The sequence below is a fragment of the Kitasatospora sp. GP30 genome (assembly GCF_029892145.1).
Classification (GTDB): Bacteria; Actinomycetota; Actinomycetes; order Streptomycetales; family Streptomycetaceae; genus Kitasatospora; species Kitasatospora acidiphila.
Genome location: NZ_JARZAH010000069.1, coordinates 1 through 18,427 on the forward strand (window position 1 = coordinate 1; position 18,427 = coordinate 18,427).

Below are 18,427 nucleotides of genomic sequence, written 5' to 3' on the forward strand. Positions count from 1 at the left end.
GAACTCGTGTCCCTGTTGCGGGAGTTCGCTGGTGAGCGGTTGCCGTCCTACATGGTTCCGTCGGCGGTCGTGGTCCTGGACGCGCTGCCGGTGACGGTCAACGGCAAGCTGGACCGCAAGGCCCTGCCCGTTCCGCAGCACACGACGGGTGGGGGCCGTGCGCCGGCCAGTGTGCGGGAGGAGATCCTCTGCGAGGCGTTCGCCGAGGTCCTCGGCTTGCCGGCGGTCGGGGTCGATGACGACTTCTTCACGCTGGGCGGCCATTCGCTGCTGGCGGTGGCCCTGGTGGAACGTCTCCGAGTGCGGGGTGTGTCCGTGGCTGTGCGGGCGCTATTCGAGACGCCGACGGTGGCCGGGCTGGCAGCCGCACAGGCCTCCGAGGGGGTCGTGGTGCCGGCGAACGCCATTCCCGTCGATGCGCGGGAGATCACGCCGGAGATGCTGCCCCTGGTGGACCTGGACGCCACCGAGATCGAGCGGATCGTGGCCGTGGTCGAGGGCGGCGCGGCCAATGTGGCGGATGTCTACCCGTTGGCCCCGCTCCAGGAGGGCATGCTCTTCCACCACATGATGGCGGATCAGGAATCCGAGTCGGATGTCTACATGCGGCCGGCGGTGCTGGGATTCGACTCGCGGGAGCGGGTGGACGCGTTCCTGGACGCGCTGCGAGAGGTGATCGGCCGGCACGACGTCTACCGCACGGCGTTCGTGTGGGAGGGGTTGCGCGAGCCGGTGCAGGTGGTGTCGCGCCGGGTGGAGCTGCCGGTCCAGGAGGTCGTGCTGGACCCGCAGGGCCCTGACCCGGTGGAGCAGTTGCTGGCGATCGGCGGATCGCGGATGGATCTGACCCGGGCGCCCCTGATGACGGTCCACATCGCGGCGGAGCCCGGCGGTGACCGCTGGCTGGCACTGCTGCGAACCCACCACCTGGTGCAGGACCACACCTCGGTGGACGTGCTGTTCGGGGAGCTTCGGGCGTTCATCTCCGGTCGGGGCGACGCGTTGCCGGCGCCGCTGCCGTTCCGCGAATTCGTCGCCCAGGCCCGCCTGGGTACGCCGCGCGAGGAGCACGAGCGGTACTTCGCGGAGGTGCTCGGGGACGTCACCGAGACGACGGCGCCCTTCGGTGTGCTGGACGCGTACGGCGACGGCAGTACCACCCATCAGGCACGCCTCGTGGTGGACGATGAACTGTCCTGCCGGGTGCGTGAGTTGGCGCGGCGCGAGGGCGTCAGTGCGGCCACCGTCTTCCACCTGGCGTGGGCGCGGGTGCTGGGAGTGGTCAGCGGCCGTGACGACGTGGTGTTCGGCACGGTGCTGTTCGGCCGGATGAACTCCGGGGCGGGTGCCGATCGGGTGCCGGGTCTGTTCCTCAACACGCTGCCGGTGCGCGTGCGGTTGGACGGGCAGAGCGTGAGCGGGGCGCTGTCCGGGATGCGGCACCAGTTGGCGGGGCTGCTGGTGCACGAGCACGCGCCGCTGTCGCTGGCGCAGCAGGCGAGCGGGATGACGGGCGGCAGCCCGCTGTTCACCTCGATCTTCAACTACCGGCACATCCAGGCCGCCGCGCGGAACTTCGACTCCGGCTTCGAGGGCGTCGGCGTGCTCTCTACGCGGGACCTGACCAACTACCCCCTGAGCATCGCCGTCGACGACCATCAGACGGGGTTCGGCCTGACCGTCGACGCGGTGGCTTCGATTGACCCGCAGCAGGTGGGGTCGCTGTTGCACACCTGCCTGCGCAATCTGGTCGCGGCCCTGGAGGATGCCCCGGAGCAGACGCGGCTGGGAGAGGTGGGCGTCCTCGGTGAGGCGGAGCGGGAGCGGCTGCTGACTGCCTGGAACGACACGGGTGTTGCTGCTCCTGTGCTGTCGGTGGCGGAGGTGTTTGCGGCGCAGGTGGCGCGGACGCCGGATGCGGTGGCGGTGGTGTGCGGGGACGTGGAGCTGTCGTACGCGGAGTTGGATGTGCGGGCTGCTGGGTTGGCGGGTGTGCTGCGGGATCGCGGGGTCGGCGCGGAGTCGCTGGTGGGTGTGGTGATGGAGCGTTCGGTCGAGCTGCTGGTGGCGTTGCTGGCGGTGGTGAAGGCGGGTGGTGCGTATCTGCCGGTGGATGTGGAGTCTCCGTCGGAGCGGGTCGCGTTCGTGCTCAAGGACGCGGCGCCGGTGTGTGTGCTGACCACGCGGGATGCCGCGTCGCGGGTGCCGGGATCGGTGGAGGCGCCGGTGCTGGTGGTCGACGGTGAGCAGGTGCCGGCCGGGTCGGCGCATGTGACCGGCGCTGGGGTGGGTCTGGAGTGCCCGGTGTATGTGATGTACACCTCGGGTTCGACGGGTGTGCCCAAGGGTGTGGTGACCACGCAGCGGGGTCTGGTGGAGTTGGCGTCGGCTTCGCATTGGGGTGTGGGGTCGGGGGATCGGGTGTTGTTCCAGGCCCCGCATGCCTTTGATGCCTCCTCGTATGAGGTGTGGGTGGCGTTGCTGTCGGGTGCGACGGTGGTGGTGGCGCCGACGGGTGCGGTGGATGCGGGGGTGCTGCGGTCGCTGCTGGTCGACTGCGGGGTGTCGCACGTGCATGTGACGGCGGGTCTGTTCCGGGTGATCGCGGAGCAGGATCCGCAGTGTTTCGCGGGCGTGCGTGAGGTGTTGACCGGTGGTGATGTGGTGCCGGTGGGTGCGGTGCGCCGGGTGCTGGAGGGCAACGCGGGTGTGGTGGTGCGGCACTTGTACGGGCCGACGGAGGTGACGCTGTGCGCTACCCAGTACGAGGTGGGTTCGCCGGAGGCGCTGGGTGGGGTGCTGCCGATCGGTGGGCCGTTGGACGGTACCCGGGTGTATGTGCTGGACGAGTACTTGGCTCCGGTGCCGGTGGGTGTGGCGGGTGAACTGTATGTCGCGGGTGCTGGGTTGGCGCGCGGCTATCTGAACCGCCCGGGCCTGACGGGTGAGCGGTTCGTGGCGGACCCGTTCGGTGTGGCGGGTGGCCGGTTGTACCGCACGGGTGACCGTGTGAGGTGGTCGGCGGATGGGCGGTTGGTGTTTGCGGGTCGTGCGGATGAGCAGGTGAAGATCCGCGGGTTCCGGGTGGAGCCGGCCGAGGTGGAGTCGGTGGTGGCCGCGCACCCGCTGGTGGCGCAGGCCGCGGTGATCGCACGTGAGGACGTGCCGGGTGACAAGCGCCTGGTCGCGTATGTCATCGGGGACGGCGAAAGCACCGAACTGGCCGCCATAGTCCGTGAGTTCGTGGCTGGGCGGTTGCCGTCCTACATGGTTCCGTCGGCGGTGGTGGTGCTGGACGCGCTGCCGCTGACGGTGAACGGCAAGCTGGATCGCAAGGCCCTGCCCGCCCCCGAGTACGCCGCCGGCGCGGGCCGGGCACCGGCCACGGTGCAGGAGGAGCTGCTGTGCCAGGCGTTCGGGCAGGTCCTGGGACTCGACCGGGTCGGCGTGGAGGACGACTTCTTCGCTTTGGGCGGCCACTCCCTGCTGGCGACCCGACTGGTCAGTGAGGTGCGGGAGTCGCTGCGGGCCGAACTGCCGATCCGGGCGGTGTTCGAGGCACGGACGCCGGAAGGGCTCGCCGGCTGGCTCGCCAGTCAGATCGAGACCCAGAGCACGGCCAGGCCCACTCTGCGGCCGATGCGTAAGCAGGAGGACCACTGATGACTCCGTTGTCGCTTGCACAGCGTCGGCCGTGGTTCCTGAGTCAGTTAAAGGGTCCGAGTGCGACCTACAACATTCCGATGGTGCTGCCGCTGACCCGGGATGTGGATCGGGAGGCCCTCACCGGCCGGCCCGCCAGTCAGATCGAGACCCAGAACATAGCTAGGCCCACTCTGCGGCCGATGCGTAAGCAGGAGGACTACTGATGATTCCGTTGTCGTTTGCGCAGCGTCGGCTGTGGTTCCTGAGCCAGCTGGAGGGTCCGAGTGCGACCTACAACATTCCGATGGCGCTGCGGCTGACCGGGGACGTGGATCGGGAGGCCCTCGCCGAGGCGTTGCGGGACGTGGTGGGGCGGCACGAGGTGCTGCGCACAGTCTTCGTGGTCGAGAACGGGGAGCCGTACCAGCAGGTCCTCAAGGTCGAGGACAGCGGGTTCGAGCTTGCGGTCGAGGCGGTTTCCCAGGAGGAGCTGGCCGGCGCTGTGAGCGGGGCGGTCGCGTACGCGTTCGATCTGTCCGCCGAAATCCCGGTGCGGGCAACGCTGTTCACGGTGAGCCAGGACGAACACGCGTTGGTGGTGGTGGTTCACCACATCGCCGGGGACGGCTGGTCGACGGCGCCGCTGGCGCGGGACCTGTCGGTGGCGTATGCGGCGCGGGCCGCGGGTCGGGCACCGGAGTGGGAGCCGCTGCCGGTGCAGTACGCGGACTACGTGCTGTGGCAGCGGGAGCTGCTCGGCGACGAGCAGGACCCGGACAGCGTGCTCTCCCGGCAGTTGGCGTACTGGCGCGAGACGCTGGCCGGGGCGCCGGCCGAACTGGAGCTGCCGACCGATCGGCCGCGTCCCGCCGTGGCCAGTCATCAGGGCCATACGGTGGCAGTCGAGCTGCCGGCCGGCGTGCACGAGCGTCTGGTGAAGGTGACCAGGGAGCGGGGGGTGACCCCGTACATGGTGCTGCAGGCCGCGCTGGCGGTCACTCTCAACCGGTTGGGTGCGGGGAACGACATCCCGATCGGGGCGGCGATCGCCGGACGCACCGAGAAGGCCTTGGAGGACCTGGTCGGGTTCTTCGTGAACACGTTGGTGATGCGCACGGACCTGTCCGGTGACCCGACCTTCGACGAGGTGCTGGAGCGGGTGCGGGAGACCAGCCTGCGCGCGTTCGAGCATCAGGACGTGCCGTTCGAGAAGCTGGTGGAGGAGTTGTCGCCGGTCCGGTCGATGGCCCGGAACCCGCTGTTCCAGGTCATGCTCACGGTGCAGAACACGGCTTCGGCGGCGTTGGATCTGTCCGGGGCGGGCTCGCTGCCTTCGGCTCTGGCGTCGTCAGCGGGTCTGGGGGCGTCGAAGTTCGACCTGGAAGTGAGTCTTGGTGAGGTCTTTGATGCGCAGGGCAAGCCGGCGGGCATCCGGGGGAAGTTGATCGCGGCTGCGGATCTGTTCGATGCGGGGACGGCGGAGCGTTTCGCGGGTTGGCTGCTGCGGGTCGTCGAGACGGTTGTCGCTGAGCCGCAGACGCGGTTGTCGGCGGTGGATGTGCTGGGCGCGGCTGAGCGTCGCCTGCTCTTGGAGGAGTGGAACGGCACGGCGGTCGAGGTCGAGGTGGCGTCGTTGACGTTGCCGGGGTTGTTCGCGGCGCAGGTGGCGCGGACGCCGGATGCGGTGGCGGTGGTGTCTGAGGGTGTCGAGCTGTCGTATGCGGAGTTGGATGCGCGCGCCAATGCGGTGGCGCGGCGGCTGGTCGAACTGGGTGTGGGCGCGGAGTGCGGTGTCGCGGTGCTGATGGAGCGGTCGGCCGAGCTGGTGGTGGCGTTGCTCGCGGTGGTGAAGGCGGGCGGTTACTACGTTCCGCTGGACGCCCGGTATCCGCTGGCGCACCGTCGGACGATCGTCGGGGAGACGGGTGCCTCGGTCGTCCTCACCGATGCCGAGCTGCGGGGTCAGGCGGCCGAGCTGGGCCTGGCGGTGCTGGAGGTTTCCGGCGCGGGCGCTGCGGAGCCGCTGGAGATCCCTTGTGATGTGGAGGGGTTGGCCTATGTGATGTACACCTCCGGCTCGACGGGTCGGGCGAAGGGTGTGGCGGTGACGCATGCCGACGTGGCGGCGCTGGCGCTGGATCGGCGGTTCGCGGGTGCGGGGTTTGAGCGGGTGCTGCTGCACTCGCCGTACTCCTTCGACGCGTCGACGATGGAGCTGTGGGTCCCGCTGCTGACGGGGCGTCAGGTCGTGGTGATGCCGACCGGTGATGTCACGGCGGTTTCGCTCGCCGAGGTGGTCTCCTCGTTCGGGGTCACGGCGCTGTGGCTGACGGCGGGGCTGTTCGCCCTGGTGGTGGAGGAGGACCCGGGGTGTCTGGCCGGGGTGCGTGAGGTGTGGGCCGGTGGTGATGTGCTGTCGCCGGTGGCGGTGGCCCGGGTGCGGGCGGCCTGCCCGGACATCGTGGTGGTGAACGGGTACGGGCCGACCGAGGCCACCACGTTCACCGCCACGCACACCGCGGTGGACGGCGAGGGCGCGCTGCCGATCGGGCGCCCGCTCGACAACATGCGCGCCTACGTGTTGGACGCCGCGCTGCGCCCGGTGCCGGTGGGTGTGGCTGGTGAGTTGTATGTGGCGGGTGCGGGGTTGGCGCGTGGGTATGTGGCGCGTCCGGGGCTGACGGCTGAGCGGTTCGTCGCCGATCCGTACGGGCCGGCGGGCGGCCGGCTGTACCGCACGGGTGACCGCGCGAAGTGGTCGGGCGACGGCGAGTTGGTGTTCGCGGGTCGTGCGGACGAGCAGGTGAAGCTGCGCGGTTTCCGGATCGAGCCTGGTGAGGTGCAGGCCGTCCTGGCCGCTCACCCGGGCCTGGAGCAGGCCGTGGTGCTGGTCCGTGAGGACGTGCCGGGTGACAAGCGCCTGGTGGCGTACGCGGTTCCGGTCGACGTCGACGCCAGTGCGGATGAACTCCTCACCAGCCTGCGGGAGTTCGCGAGTGAGCGGTTGCCGCAGTACATGGTTCCGTCGGCGGTCGTGGTGCTGGAGGAGCTGCCGCTGACGGTGAACGGCAAGGTGGACCGCAAGGCCCTGCCCGCACCGGAGTATGCGGCGGGTGCGGGTCGGGCGCCGGCGACGGTGCAGGAGGAGCTTCTGTGCCAGGCGTTCGCCGAGGTCCTGGGACTCGATCGAGTCGGTGTCGATGACGACTTCTTCGCCCTGGGCGGTCACTCGCTCCTCGTGGTTTCCCTGGTGGCGAACCTCCGTGCGCGGGGTGTCTCTGTCTCGGTGAAGGCCCTGTTCCAGACGCCGACGCCGGCCGGGCTGGCCGGCGCTGCCGGGCCGGTCCAGGTGGTGGTGCCGCCGAACCTGATTCCCGAGGGTGCCGTCGAGATCACGCCCGGGATGCTGTCTCTGGTGGAGCTGACCGAGGCGGAGATCGAGCGGATCGTGGCGGAGGTCGAGGGCGGGGCGGCCAATGTGGCGGACGTCTACCCGCTGGCCCCGCTCCAGGAGGGTCTCCTCTTCCACCACATGATGGCGGATCAGGAAACCGAGACGGATGTCTACGTACTGCCGTCGGTGATGGAATTCGACTCGCGGGAGCGGGTGGACGCGTTCCTGGCAGCACTGCAGCGGGTGATCGACCGGCATGACATCTGCCGCACGGCGTTCGTGTGGGAGGGCCTGGCCGAGCCGGTGCAGGTGGTGTCGCGCCGGGTGGAGCTGCCGGTCCAGGAGGTCGTGCTGGACCCGCAGGGCCCCGACCCGGTGGAGCAGTTGAGGGCTATTGCCGGGTCGTGGATGGATCTGACCCGGGCGCCCCTGATGACGGTCCACATCGCGGCGGAGCCCGGCGGTGACCGCTGGTTGGCACTGCTGCGAACCCACCACATGGTGCAGGACCACACCTCGCTGGATGTGCTGTTCGGGGAGGTGCGGGCATTCATGTCCGGCCGTGCCGACACGTTGCCGGAGCCGCTGCCGTTCCGCGACTTCGTGGCGCAGGCCCGCCTCGGTACGCCGCGCGAGGAGCACGAGCGGTACTTCGCGGAGGTGCTCGGCGACGTCACCGAGACGACGGCGCCCTTCGGTGTGCTGGATCTGCATGGTGACGGCACCGCCGCGGTGCGCTGCCAGGTTCCCCTCGATGCTGAGGTGGCCGGCCGGGTGCGTGAGGTGGCGCGGCGGCAGGGTGTGAGCCCGGCGACGGTGTTCCACTTGGCGTGGGCGCGGGTGCTGGCCGCGGTGAGCGGCCGTGAGGATGTGGTGTTCGGTACGGTGCTGTTCGGCCGGATGAACGCGGGCGCCGGTTCGGACCGGGTGCCGGGTCTGTTCATGAACACCCTGCCGGTGCGGGTGCGGTTGGACTCGCAGAGTGCGGGTGAGGCGCTGGACGGCATGCGGGGCCAGTTGGCCGAGTTGCTGGTGCACGAGCACGCGCCGCTTTCGCTGGCGCAGCAGGCGAGCGGGATGACGGGCGGCAGCCCGCTGTTCACCTCGCTCCTCAACTACCGCCACGGCCAGGCACCGGCGGAGGGGACCGGTCCCCGCCTTGCGGGCGTCGGGGTGCTGACCGTGAGCGACCACACCAACTACCCCGTGAGCGTGGCCGTCGACGACCTCGGCAGTGGCTTCAACCTGATCGTCGAAGCGGTGGCACCGGCCGATGCTCAGCAGATCTGCGCGCTGCTGCAGGCCGCCGTCACGAACCTGACGGCCGTCTTGGAGGAGGCTCCGCAGTCGCGGTTCGCGGCGGTGGGGGTGCTGGGTGAGGCTGAGCGCCGTCAGGTCGTCGAGGAGTGGAACGACACGGCGCTCGAGGTGGCGTCGTCGACGTTGCCGGGGCTGTTCGCCGGGCAGGTGGCGCGGACGCCGGACGCGGTGGCGCTGGTCTTCGAGGGTGTCGAGGTGTCGTACGCGCAGTTGGATGCGCGGGCGAACCGGCTGGCGCGGTTGCTGATCGGCCGGGGTGTGGGCCCGGAGTCGGTGGTCGCGGTGGTGATGGAGCGCGGCGTGGAGCTGGTGGTGTCGCTGCTGGCGGTGGCGAAGGCCGGTGGTGCGTATCTGCCGGTGGATCCGGAGTATCCGGTGGAGCGGATCGCCTATGTGCTGGATGACGCGGCGCCGGTGTGTGTCCTGACGACGCAGCAGTGTGCACCGGTGCTGCCGGACCCGGTCGCCGGGCCGGTGCTGGTGCTGGACTCCGACGAACTGCGCGCCGAGTGCTCGGGCTTCGAGGAGGTGCAGCTGACGGCTGCCGATCTGGTGGTGCCGCTGCTGCCGGCCCATCCGGTGTATGTGATTCACACGTCGGGTTCGACCGGGCGTCCCAAGGGGGTCGTGGTCACTCACCAGGCGCTGGTGAACCACTTGCGGGCGGCCGGGCAGCGGGTTCCGTTGGGGGCCGGCGACCGTCTGCTGGCTGTGACGACGGTGTCTTTCGACATCGCGGCGCTGGAGTTGTTCCTGCCGTTGGTGTGCGGGGCGGCTGTGGTGCTTGCCGAGCGGGAGACGGTACGTGATGCGGCGGCGTTGCGGGAGCTGGTCGAGGCGGGCGGGGTGACCGCTGTTCAGGCTGTTCCGTCGCTGTGGCGGACCCTGCTGTCCGGCGAGGCCGACTGGCCGCGCGGGGTGCGGGTGCTGGTCGGCGGTGAGGCGCTGTCCGAGGACTTGGCGGGCCGCATGCGGGAGCTGGGCCTGTGGGCGGTGAACCTGTACGGTCCCACGGAGGCCACGGTCTGGGCGACCTCGGCCGAGGTCGGCGACGGTCCGGTGACCATCGGGCGTCCGTTCGCCAACATGCGTGCCTACGTGCTGGACGGGTTCCTGCAGCCGGTCCCGGCCGGTGTGGCGGGCGAGTTGTACCTGGCGGGTGCGCAGTTGGCCCGGGGGTACCTGGGCCGGCCCGGGTTGAGCGCTGAGCGGTTCACCGCCGCGCCGTTCGGGCCGAAGGGCGAGAGGATGTACCGCACGGGCGACCTGGCCCGCTGGCGCGAGGACGGGACGCTGGAGTGCCTGGGCCGGGTCGACACGCAGGTCAAGGTGCGTGGCTTCCGGATCGAACTGGGTGAGATCGAGGCTGCGCTGGAGCGTCACGAGTTGGTGGCGCAGGCGGCGGTGACGGTCAACGGGAGCGGTGCGGGGGATCAGCGGCTTGCCGGGTACGTCGTGCCCCGGGCCGGGGTGCGGGTGGATGCGGCGGACCTGCAGGCCCACCTCGCCCGGAGCCTGCCGGAGTACATGGTTCCGTCGGCTGTGGTGGTGTTGGAGGAGTTGCCGCTGACGGCGAACGGCAAGGTGGACCGCAAGGCCCTGCCCGAGCCGGACTACACGGAACTGGCCGGCGCGGGCCGGGCACCGGCGACGGTGCAGGAGGAGTTGCTGTGCCAGGCGTTCGCGCAGGTGCTGGGGCTTCCCGCGGTCGGTGTGGAGGACGACTTCTTCGCGCTGGGTGGTCATTCGCTGCTGGCGATGAAGTTGATCATCCGGGTGCGCGTGGTGCTGGGCGTGGAGTTGCCGTTGCGGATGCTGTACGAGCGTCCGACGCCGGCCGCGGTCGCGGCGTGGATGGGTGAGGCCGGCGAGGGCCGGGCCGCGTTGGTGCCGGTGGCGCGTCCGGAGCGGGTGCCGCTGTCGTACGCGCAGCGCCGGCTGTGGTTCCTGAGGCAGTTGGAGGGTCCGAGCGCGACCTACAACATCCCGCTGGCGCTGCGGTTGACCGGGCAGTTGGACCGCGGGGCCATGGCGGAAGCGCTGCGGGACGTGATCGGGCGGCACGAGGCGCTGCGCACGGTCCTGCCGGTGGCCGATGGTGAGCCGTTCCAGCGGGTGCTGTCGCTGCAGGAGTGCGGCTTCGAGCTGTCGGTGGTCGAGGTGGCGCCGCAGGAGCTGGATGCGGCGGTGGCGGAGGCGGTCGGGTATGCGTTCGACCTGACGTCGGAGATCCCGCTTCGGGTGACGCTGTTCGCGCTCGGCGAGGCCGAGCACGTGCTGGTGGTGGTGGTGCACCACATCGCCGGGGACGGCTGGTCGACGGCGCCGTTGGCGCGGGACCTGTCGGTGGCGTATGCGGCGCGGGCCGCGGGTCGGGCACCGGAGTGGGAGCCGTTGCCGGTGCAGTACGCGGATTATGCGTTGTGGCAGCGGGAGTTGCTCGGGAGTGAGGACGATCCGGACAGTGTGTTGTCCGGGCAGGTGGCGTACTGGCGCGAGGCGTTGGCCGGGGTCCCGGAGGACCTCGTGCTGCCCACTGACCTGGCGCGGCCCGCGACACCCACCCACCGCGGTCACACAGTGGGGCTGGAGATCCCCGCAGGGCTGCACGAGGGCCTGGTGTCGGTGGCCCGGGAGCAGGGGGCGACCTTGTTCATGGTGCTGCAGGCGGCGTTGGCGGTCACCCTGAACCGGATCGGTGCGGGCACGGACATCCCGATCGGCGCGGCGATCGCCGGGCGCACCGATGAGGCGCTCAACGAGCTGGTCGGGTTCTTCGTCAACACGTTGGTGATCCGTACCGACCTGTCCGGTGACCCGACCTTCGGTGAGGTGGTCGAGCGGGTCCGGGAGACGGGCCTGCGCGCGTACGAGAACCAGGACGTGCCGTTCGAGAAGCTGGTGGAGGAGTTGGCGCCGACCCGGTCGCTGGCCAATAACCCGCTGTTCCAGGTCATGCTCACCCTGCAGAACACCGCCGCGGCCTCCGGCAGAGCCGAGCTGGAGCTGCCGGGGCTGCGGGTCGGCCGGCAGGCCGCCGGAACGGGGGTGGCGAAGTTCGACCTGGGCATATCGGTCGGGGAGACCTTCGACGCCCAGGGCGCTCCAGCAGGCCTGCGTGGTGTCGTGACTGCGGCGGCCGACTTGTTCGACGCGGACACCGCCGAGCGGATCGTGGTCTGGCTGGTTCGCGTCCTTGAGACGGTCACGGCCGAGCCGCAGACCCGGCTTGCGGCGGTGGCCGTGCTGGGTGAGGACGAGCGGGAGCGGATCCTGGCGCGCGGGCGAACCGCGCGTCAGGTGCAGACCGTGCTGGCCACGCAGCCCGGCTTGGCTCAGCTGGCGGTCATCGAGCGCGAGCACGATGCGGACGACGACCAGGCATCCCGGACGGGAGCCGGCGGGAGCCTGGTCGCCTATGTCGTACCCGCCGACTCCGGCGCTGATCACGCAGCGTTGGCGGACGCGGTGCGGCAGTTCGCCGGCGACCGCCTGGCGGAGCAGCTGGTGCCCTCCGTGGTGGTGCTGGACACGCTGCCGCTGGCGTCGGACGGGGCGCTGGACCTCGCGGCCCTGCCCGCACCGGACGACGCCGGCACCGCGGATGAGGACGTCCGGGTGAGCCGTGGTCCGGCAACGGTACAGGAGGAGATCCTGTGCCTCGCCTTCGCACACGCCCTGGGGCTGGAGAGCGTCGGCGTGGAGGACAACTTCTTCGCGCTGGGGGGTCACTCCCTGCTGGCGGTGTCGCTGGTGGAGTACCTGCGGGCCCGGGGTGTGTCGATCTCCATCCGTACCCTGCTGCGCAACCCCACGCCGGCCGCGCTGGCCGGCGCTGCCGGGCCGGTCCAGGTGGTGGTTCCGCCGAACCTGATTCCCGAGGGTGCCGTCGGGATCACGCCGGAGATGCTGCCGCTGGTGGAGCTCACCGAGGCGGAGATCGAGCGGATCGTGGCCGCGGTCGAGGGCGGTGCGGCCAATGTGGCGGACGTCTACCCGCTGGCCCCGCTCCAGGAGGGCATGCTCTTCCACCACATGATGGCGAATCAGGGCGCCGAGGCGGATGTCTACATGCGGCCGTCGGTGTTGGGATTCGACTCGCGGGAGCGGGTGGACGCGTTCCTGGACGCGCTGCGGGAGGTGATCGACCGACATGACGTCTACCGCACGGCGTTCGTGTGGGAGGGGCTGCGCGAGCCGGTGCAGGTGGTGTTGCGCCGGGTGGGGCTGCCGGTCCAGGAGGTCGTGCTGGACCCGCAGGGCCCCGACCCGGTGGAGCAGTTGGCAGCCATCGGCGGGTCGTGGATGGATCTGACCCGGGCGCCCCTGATGACGGTCCACATCGCCGCGGAGCCCGGCGGTGACCGCTGGTTGGCACTGCTGCGAATGCACCACCTGGTGGGGGACCACACCTCACGGGACGTGATGCTCGAGGAGCTTCGGGCGTTCATGTCCGGCCGTGCCGACACGTTGCCGGAGCCGTTGCCGTTCCGCGACTTCGTGGCGCAGGCCCGCCTGGGCGTCCCGCGGGAGGAGCACGAGCGGTACTTCACCGAGCTGCTCGGCGACGTCACCGAGACGACGGCGCCGTTCGGGTTGCTGGATGTGCATGGTGACGGCACCGCCGCGATGCACTGCCAGGTTCCCCTCGATGCTGAGGTGGCCGGCCGGGTGCGTGAGGTGGCGCGGCGGCAGGGCGTGACTGCGGCCACGGTGTTCCACCTGGCGTGGGCGCGGGTGCTGGCATCGCTGTCGGGCCGTGACGATGTGGTGTTCGGTACGGTGCTGTTCGGCCGGATGAACGCGGGCGCCGGTTCGGACCGGGTGCCGGGTCTGTTCATGAACACCCTGCCGGTGCGGGTGCGGTTGGACTCGCAGAGTGCGGGTGAGGCGCTGGACGGCATGCGGGGCCAGTTGGCCGAGTTGCTGGTGCACGAGCACGCGCCGCTTTCGCTGGCGCAGCAGGCGAGCGGGGTAACGGGCGGTAGCCCGCTGTTCACCTCGATCTTCAACTACCGGCACAGCGGGGCCGCTGCAGAGGGCACTGGCCCCGGCCTTGCGGGCGTCAGGGTGCTGACCGCGAGCGACCCCACCAACTATCCCGTGAGCGTGGCCGTCGACGACATGGGGAGTGGCTTCTTCCTGACCGCCAAGGCGGTGGCACCGGCCGATGCGGAGCGGATCTGCGCGCTGTTGCAGGCCGCCGTCACGAACCTGACGGCCGCTTTGGAGGAGGCGCCGCAAACGCGGCTGTCGGTGGTGGGGGTGCTGGGCGAGGTTGAGCGTCGCTTGGTGGTGGAGGAGTGGAACGACACGGCGGTCGAGGTGGCGTCATCGACGTTGCCGGGGTTGTTCGAGGAGCGGGTGGGGCTGGCTCCGGCTGCGGTGGCGGTGGTGGCTGACGGTGCCGAGGTGTCGTACGCGGAGTTGGATGCGCGGGCTAACCGGTTGGCGCGTCATCTGATCGGTGCGGGGGTGGGGCCGGAGTCGGTGGTGGCGGTGTGCCTGGAGCGCGGTGTGGACCTGATGGTCTCGTTGCTCGCGGTGGCGAAGGCGGGCGGCGCGTACATGCCGGTGGATCCGGGGTATCCGGCGGAGCGGATCGCGTACATGGTGCGGGACGCCGCTTCGGTGCTGGCTGTTGCGAGCCGGGCTACGGCCGGGGTGCTGGCGGGGTCGGTGCCGGTGGTGGTCCTGGACGATGCTGCGACGGTTGCGGAGCTGTCCGGGTTGTCGGGTGAGGGGGTGACGGATGCGGAGCGTCGGGTGCCGCTGCTTGCGGCGCATCCGGCGTACGTGATCTACACGTCGGGGTCGACGGGGCGTCCGAAGGGTGTGCTGGTGTCGCATGCGGGTGTGGCGCACCTGGTGGCGGGTCATGTGCGGTGGTTGGGGGTGGGTGCTGGTTCGCGGGTGGGGCAGTTCGCCTCGGCGGGTTTCGACACCTTCGGGTGGGAGTGGTTCATGGCGTTGCTGACGGGTGCCGCGTTGGTGGTCATTCCGCAGGACCGGCGGCTGGGTGAGGCGTTGCCGGTGTTCCTGGCGGAGCAGGAGGTGACGCATGTGACGTTGCCGCCGGCGGTGTTGGCGACGCTGGACGCGGGTTCGGTGGATCGTGGCGTGGTGGTGGTGACGGCGGGTGAGGCGTGTCCGCCGGAGGTGATGGCGCGCTGGGCCGAGGGTCGCAGGATGTTCAACTCCTACGGCCCGACGGAGACGACGGTGGATGCCACGTTGTGGCGGTGCGATCCGGCGTCGTCGGTGGTGGCGATCGGCACGCCGGTGGTCAACACCCGGATGTACGTGCTGGACGAGTCTCTGCAGCCCGTACCGGTTGGTGTGGCGGGCGAGTTGTACGTTGCGGGCGCGGGGCTGGCCCGCGGCTACCTGGGCCGTGCCGGGCTGACCGGGGAGCGGTTCGTGGCGAACCCGTTCGGTGCGCCGGGCGAGCGGTTCTACCGCACGGGTGACCGGGCGCGGTGGACGGTTGAGGGGCAGTTGGTGTTCGCGGGGCGAGCCGATGACCAGGTGAAGATCCGTGGTTTCCGGATCGAGCCGGGTGAGGTCGAGTCGGTGGTGGTCGGGCACCCGCAGGTCGCGCAGGCGGCGGTGGTGGTGCGTGAGGACGTGCCGGGTGACAAGCGTCTGGTGGCCTACGTGGTGCCGGCCGATGTCGATGCCAGTGCGGATGAACTCATCTCCAGCCTGCGGGAGTTCGCGGGTGAGCGGTTGCCGGCGTACATGGTCCCCGCCGCGGTGGTGGTCATGGACGCGCTGCCGCTGACCGTCAACGGCAAGCTGGACCGCAAGGCGCTGCCGGCCCCCGACCTGGGCTCCGCGGTCGCCCACCGGCCCCCGACCACGCCACGCGAACAGCAGCTCTGCGAGGCGTTCGAGGAGGTGCTGGGCGTCACCGGAGTCGGGCTGGACGACGACTTCTTCGCCCTGGGCGGTCACTCGCTGCTGGCGGTGCGACTGGCCAGCCGAATCCGGAAAGCACTCAACGTGGAACTGTCCATCCAGGCCCTCTTCGAGGCACCGACGGTCGCTGGTGTGGCAAAGCGGCTCGAATCGGCGAACAAGAAGGCACGGCCCGCGTTCCGGGCGATGCGCGCGAACAAGGAGTCCTGAACGATGATCCCGGTTTCCTTCGCCCAGCAGCGGCTCTGGTTCCTGAGCGAGTTGGAGGGCCCGAACGCCACCTACAACATCCCGATGGGCCTGCGGCTCACCGGCACCCTCGACATCGGGGCGCTGGACGGCGCCCTGCGCGACGTGGTGACCCGCCACGAGGTGCTGAGGACAGTGTTCCCGGCGGTCGCCGGGCAGCCGCGGCAGAACATCCGGGACGCCTCGTCGGTGGGCTCGCTGCTGACCGTGGTCGACGCCACCGCGATGACCGAACCGGAGTTGACCGCCGAACTGGCCGCGGCCGCTGGCTGCGTCTTCCGCCTCGCCGAGGAACTCCCGCTGCGCGCCTGGCTGTTCTCGCGCGGCGAGGCCGAGCACGTGCTGCTGCTGGTGGTGCACCACATCGCCGGTGACGGCTGGTCGATGGGCCCGCTCGCCCGGGACCTCTCCCGTGCCTACCGGGCCCGCCTGGCCGGCACCGCGCCCGACTGGGACGAACTGCCCGGCCAGTACGCCGACTACGCGCTCTGGCAGCGCGAGCTGCTCGGGGAGGAGGACGACCCGGAGAGCCTGCTCAACGAACAGCTGGCCTACTGGCGGCAGGCGCTGGCCGAGCTGCCTGAGGAGCTCGCGCTGCCCTTCGATCGGCCCCGCCCGCCCGACGCCAGCCACCGCGGCGGCTCCGTGGAGTTCCCGGTGCCCGCTGAACTCCACCGGGGGATCACCGAACTGGCCCGCGCCGAGGGCTGCACCCCGTTCATGGTGCTGCAGGCGGCGCTCGCCGTGCTGCTGTCCGGGTTCGGCGCCGGCACCGACATTCCGATCGGCACTGCGGTCGCCGGCCGGATGGACGAGGGCCTCAACGACCTGGTGGGCTTCTTCGTCAACACCCTGGTGCTGCGTACCGACTTGGCCGGCGCGCCGAGCTTCGTCAAGCTGCTGGGCCGGGTGCGTGAGACCAGCCTGCGCGCGTTCGAGCATCAGGATGTGCCGTTCGAGCGGCTGGTGGAGGAGTTGTCGCCGGTCCGGTCGATGGCCCGTCACCCGCTCTTCCAGGTGATGCTCTCCTTGCAGAACAACGCCCAGCCCGTGCTGGACCTCCCGGGCCTCACCGGCAAGCCGGTGGCCGCCAGGCCGGCCCCGGCCAAGTTCGACCTCAACTTCACCTTCACCGAGAAGTTCGGCACGGCAGGCGCCCCCGCCGGCCTGACGGCCAGCGTGGTCTTCGCCCGCGACCTGTTCGACGAGCAGACCGCCGAGCGGATCGGCAACGGCTTCGTCCGGGTACTGGGGGAGCTGCTGGCGGCACCGGAACGCCCGATCATCTACGTCGAGTTGATGACCGAGGAGGAGCGCGAGCTCGTCCTGACGGGCTGGAACGACACGGCGGTCGGGGTCGAGCCGTCGACGTTGCCGGGGTTGTTCGCGGCGCGGGTGGCTGCGACGCCGGATGCGGTGGCGGTGGTGTCTGAGGGCGTCGAGCTGTCGTATGCGGAGTTGGATGCGCGGGCGAATGCGGTGGCGCGGCGCCTGGTTGGGCACGGTGTGGGCGCGGAGTCGGGTGTCGCGGTGCTGATGGAGCGCTCGGCGGATCTGGTGGTGGCGCTGCTGGGTGTGGTGAAGGCGGGTGGGTGCTATGTGCCGCTGGACAGCCGCTACCCGTTGGCGCGTCGGCAGGCGATCGTGTCCGAGACGGGTGCGAAGGTGGTGCTCACCGATGCTGGACTGCGGGAGCAGGCGGAGGAGTTGGGTCTGACCGTGCTGGCGGTCGATGCGACGACTGCCGAGCCGGTCGATGTTCCGTGCTCCCCGCGCCAGTTGGCGTATGTGATGTACACCTCCGGCTCGACGGGTCGGGCGAAGGGTGTGGCGGTGACGCATGCCGACGTGGCGGCGCTGGCGCTGGATCGGCGGTTCGCGGGTGCGGGGTTTGAGCGGGTGCTGCTGCACTCGCCGCACTCCTTCGACGCATCGACGATGGAGCTGTGGGTCCCGCTGCTGACCGGGCGCCGGGTCGTGGTGATGCCGACCGGTGATGTCACGGCGGTCTCGCTCGCCGAGGTGGTCTCCTCGTTCGGGGTCACGGCGCTGTGGCTGACGGCGGGGCTGTTCGCCCTGGTGGTGGAGGAGGACCCGGGGTGTCTGGCCGGGGTGCGTGAGGTGTGGGCCGGTGGTGACGTGGTGTCGCCGGTGGCGGTGGCCCGGGTGCGGGCGGCCTGCCCGGACATCGTGGTGGTGAACGGGTACGGGCCGACCGAGGCCACCACGTTCACCGCCACGCACACCGCGGTGGACGGCGAGGGCGCGCTGCCGATCGGGCGCCCGCTCGACAACATGCGCGCCTACGTGCTGGACGCCGCGCTGCGCCCGGTGCCGGTGGGTGTGGCTGGTGAGTTGTATGTGGCGGGTGCGGGGTTGGCGCGTGGGTATGTGGCGCGTCCGGGGCTGACGGCTGAGCGGTTCGTCGCCGATCCGTACGGGCCGGCGGGTGGCCGGCTGTACCGCACCGGAGACCTGGCGCGGTGGAACGCCGACGGCGAGCTGGAGTACGCCGGCCGGGCCGATCAGCAGGTGAAGATCCGTGGTTTCCGGATCGAGCCGGGTGAGGTCGAGTCGGTGGTGGTCGGGCACCCGCAGGTCGCGCAGGCTGCTGTGGTGGTGCGTGAGGACGTGCCGGGTGACAAGCGCCTGGTGGCCTATGTGGTGTCGACCGTCGACGGTAAGGGCGAGAAACTGGCCGACACGGCGGTCGAGGTCGAGTCGTCGACGTTGCCGGGGTTGTTCGCGGCGCAGGTGGCGCGGACGCCGGATGCGGTGGCGGTGGTCTTCGAGGGTGTCGAGCTGTCGTACGGGGAGTTGGATGCGCGGGCGAACCGGTTGGCGCGGTTGCTGATCGGGCGTGGTGTGGGCCCGGAGTCGGTGGTCGCGGTGGTGATG

General features: G+C 70.6%; 3 protein-coding genes. All 3 read left to right on the forward strand.

Features of this window, described 5'->3' with window-relative positions:
• Positions 1–3,663: amino acid adenylation domain-containing protein (locus P3T35_RS39340; protein ID WP_280709690.1), on the forward strand; the 3,663-nt coding region annotated here is incomplete at its 5' end.
• 205 nt (positions 3,664–3,868) lie between these two features.
• Positions 3,869–15,490, forward strand: a complete 11,622-nt coding sequence (locus P3T35_RS39345) for a non-ribosomal peptide synthetase (protein WP_101383131.1) — start codon at positions 3,869–3,871, stop codon at positions 15,488–15,490.
• Positions 15,491–15,493: 3 nt separating this feature from the next.
• Positions 15,494–18,427, forward strand: a 2,934-nt coding sequence (locus P3T35_RS39350) for an amino acid adenylation domain-containing protein (protein ID WP_280709693.1), incomplete at its 3' end; no start/stop codon positions are given.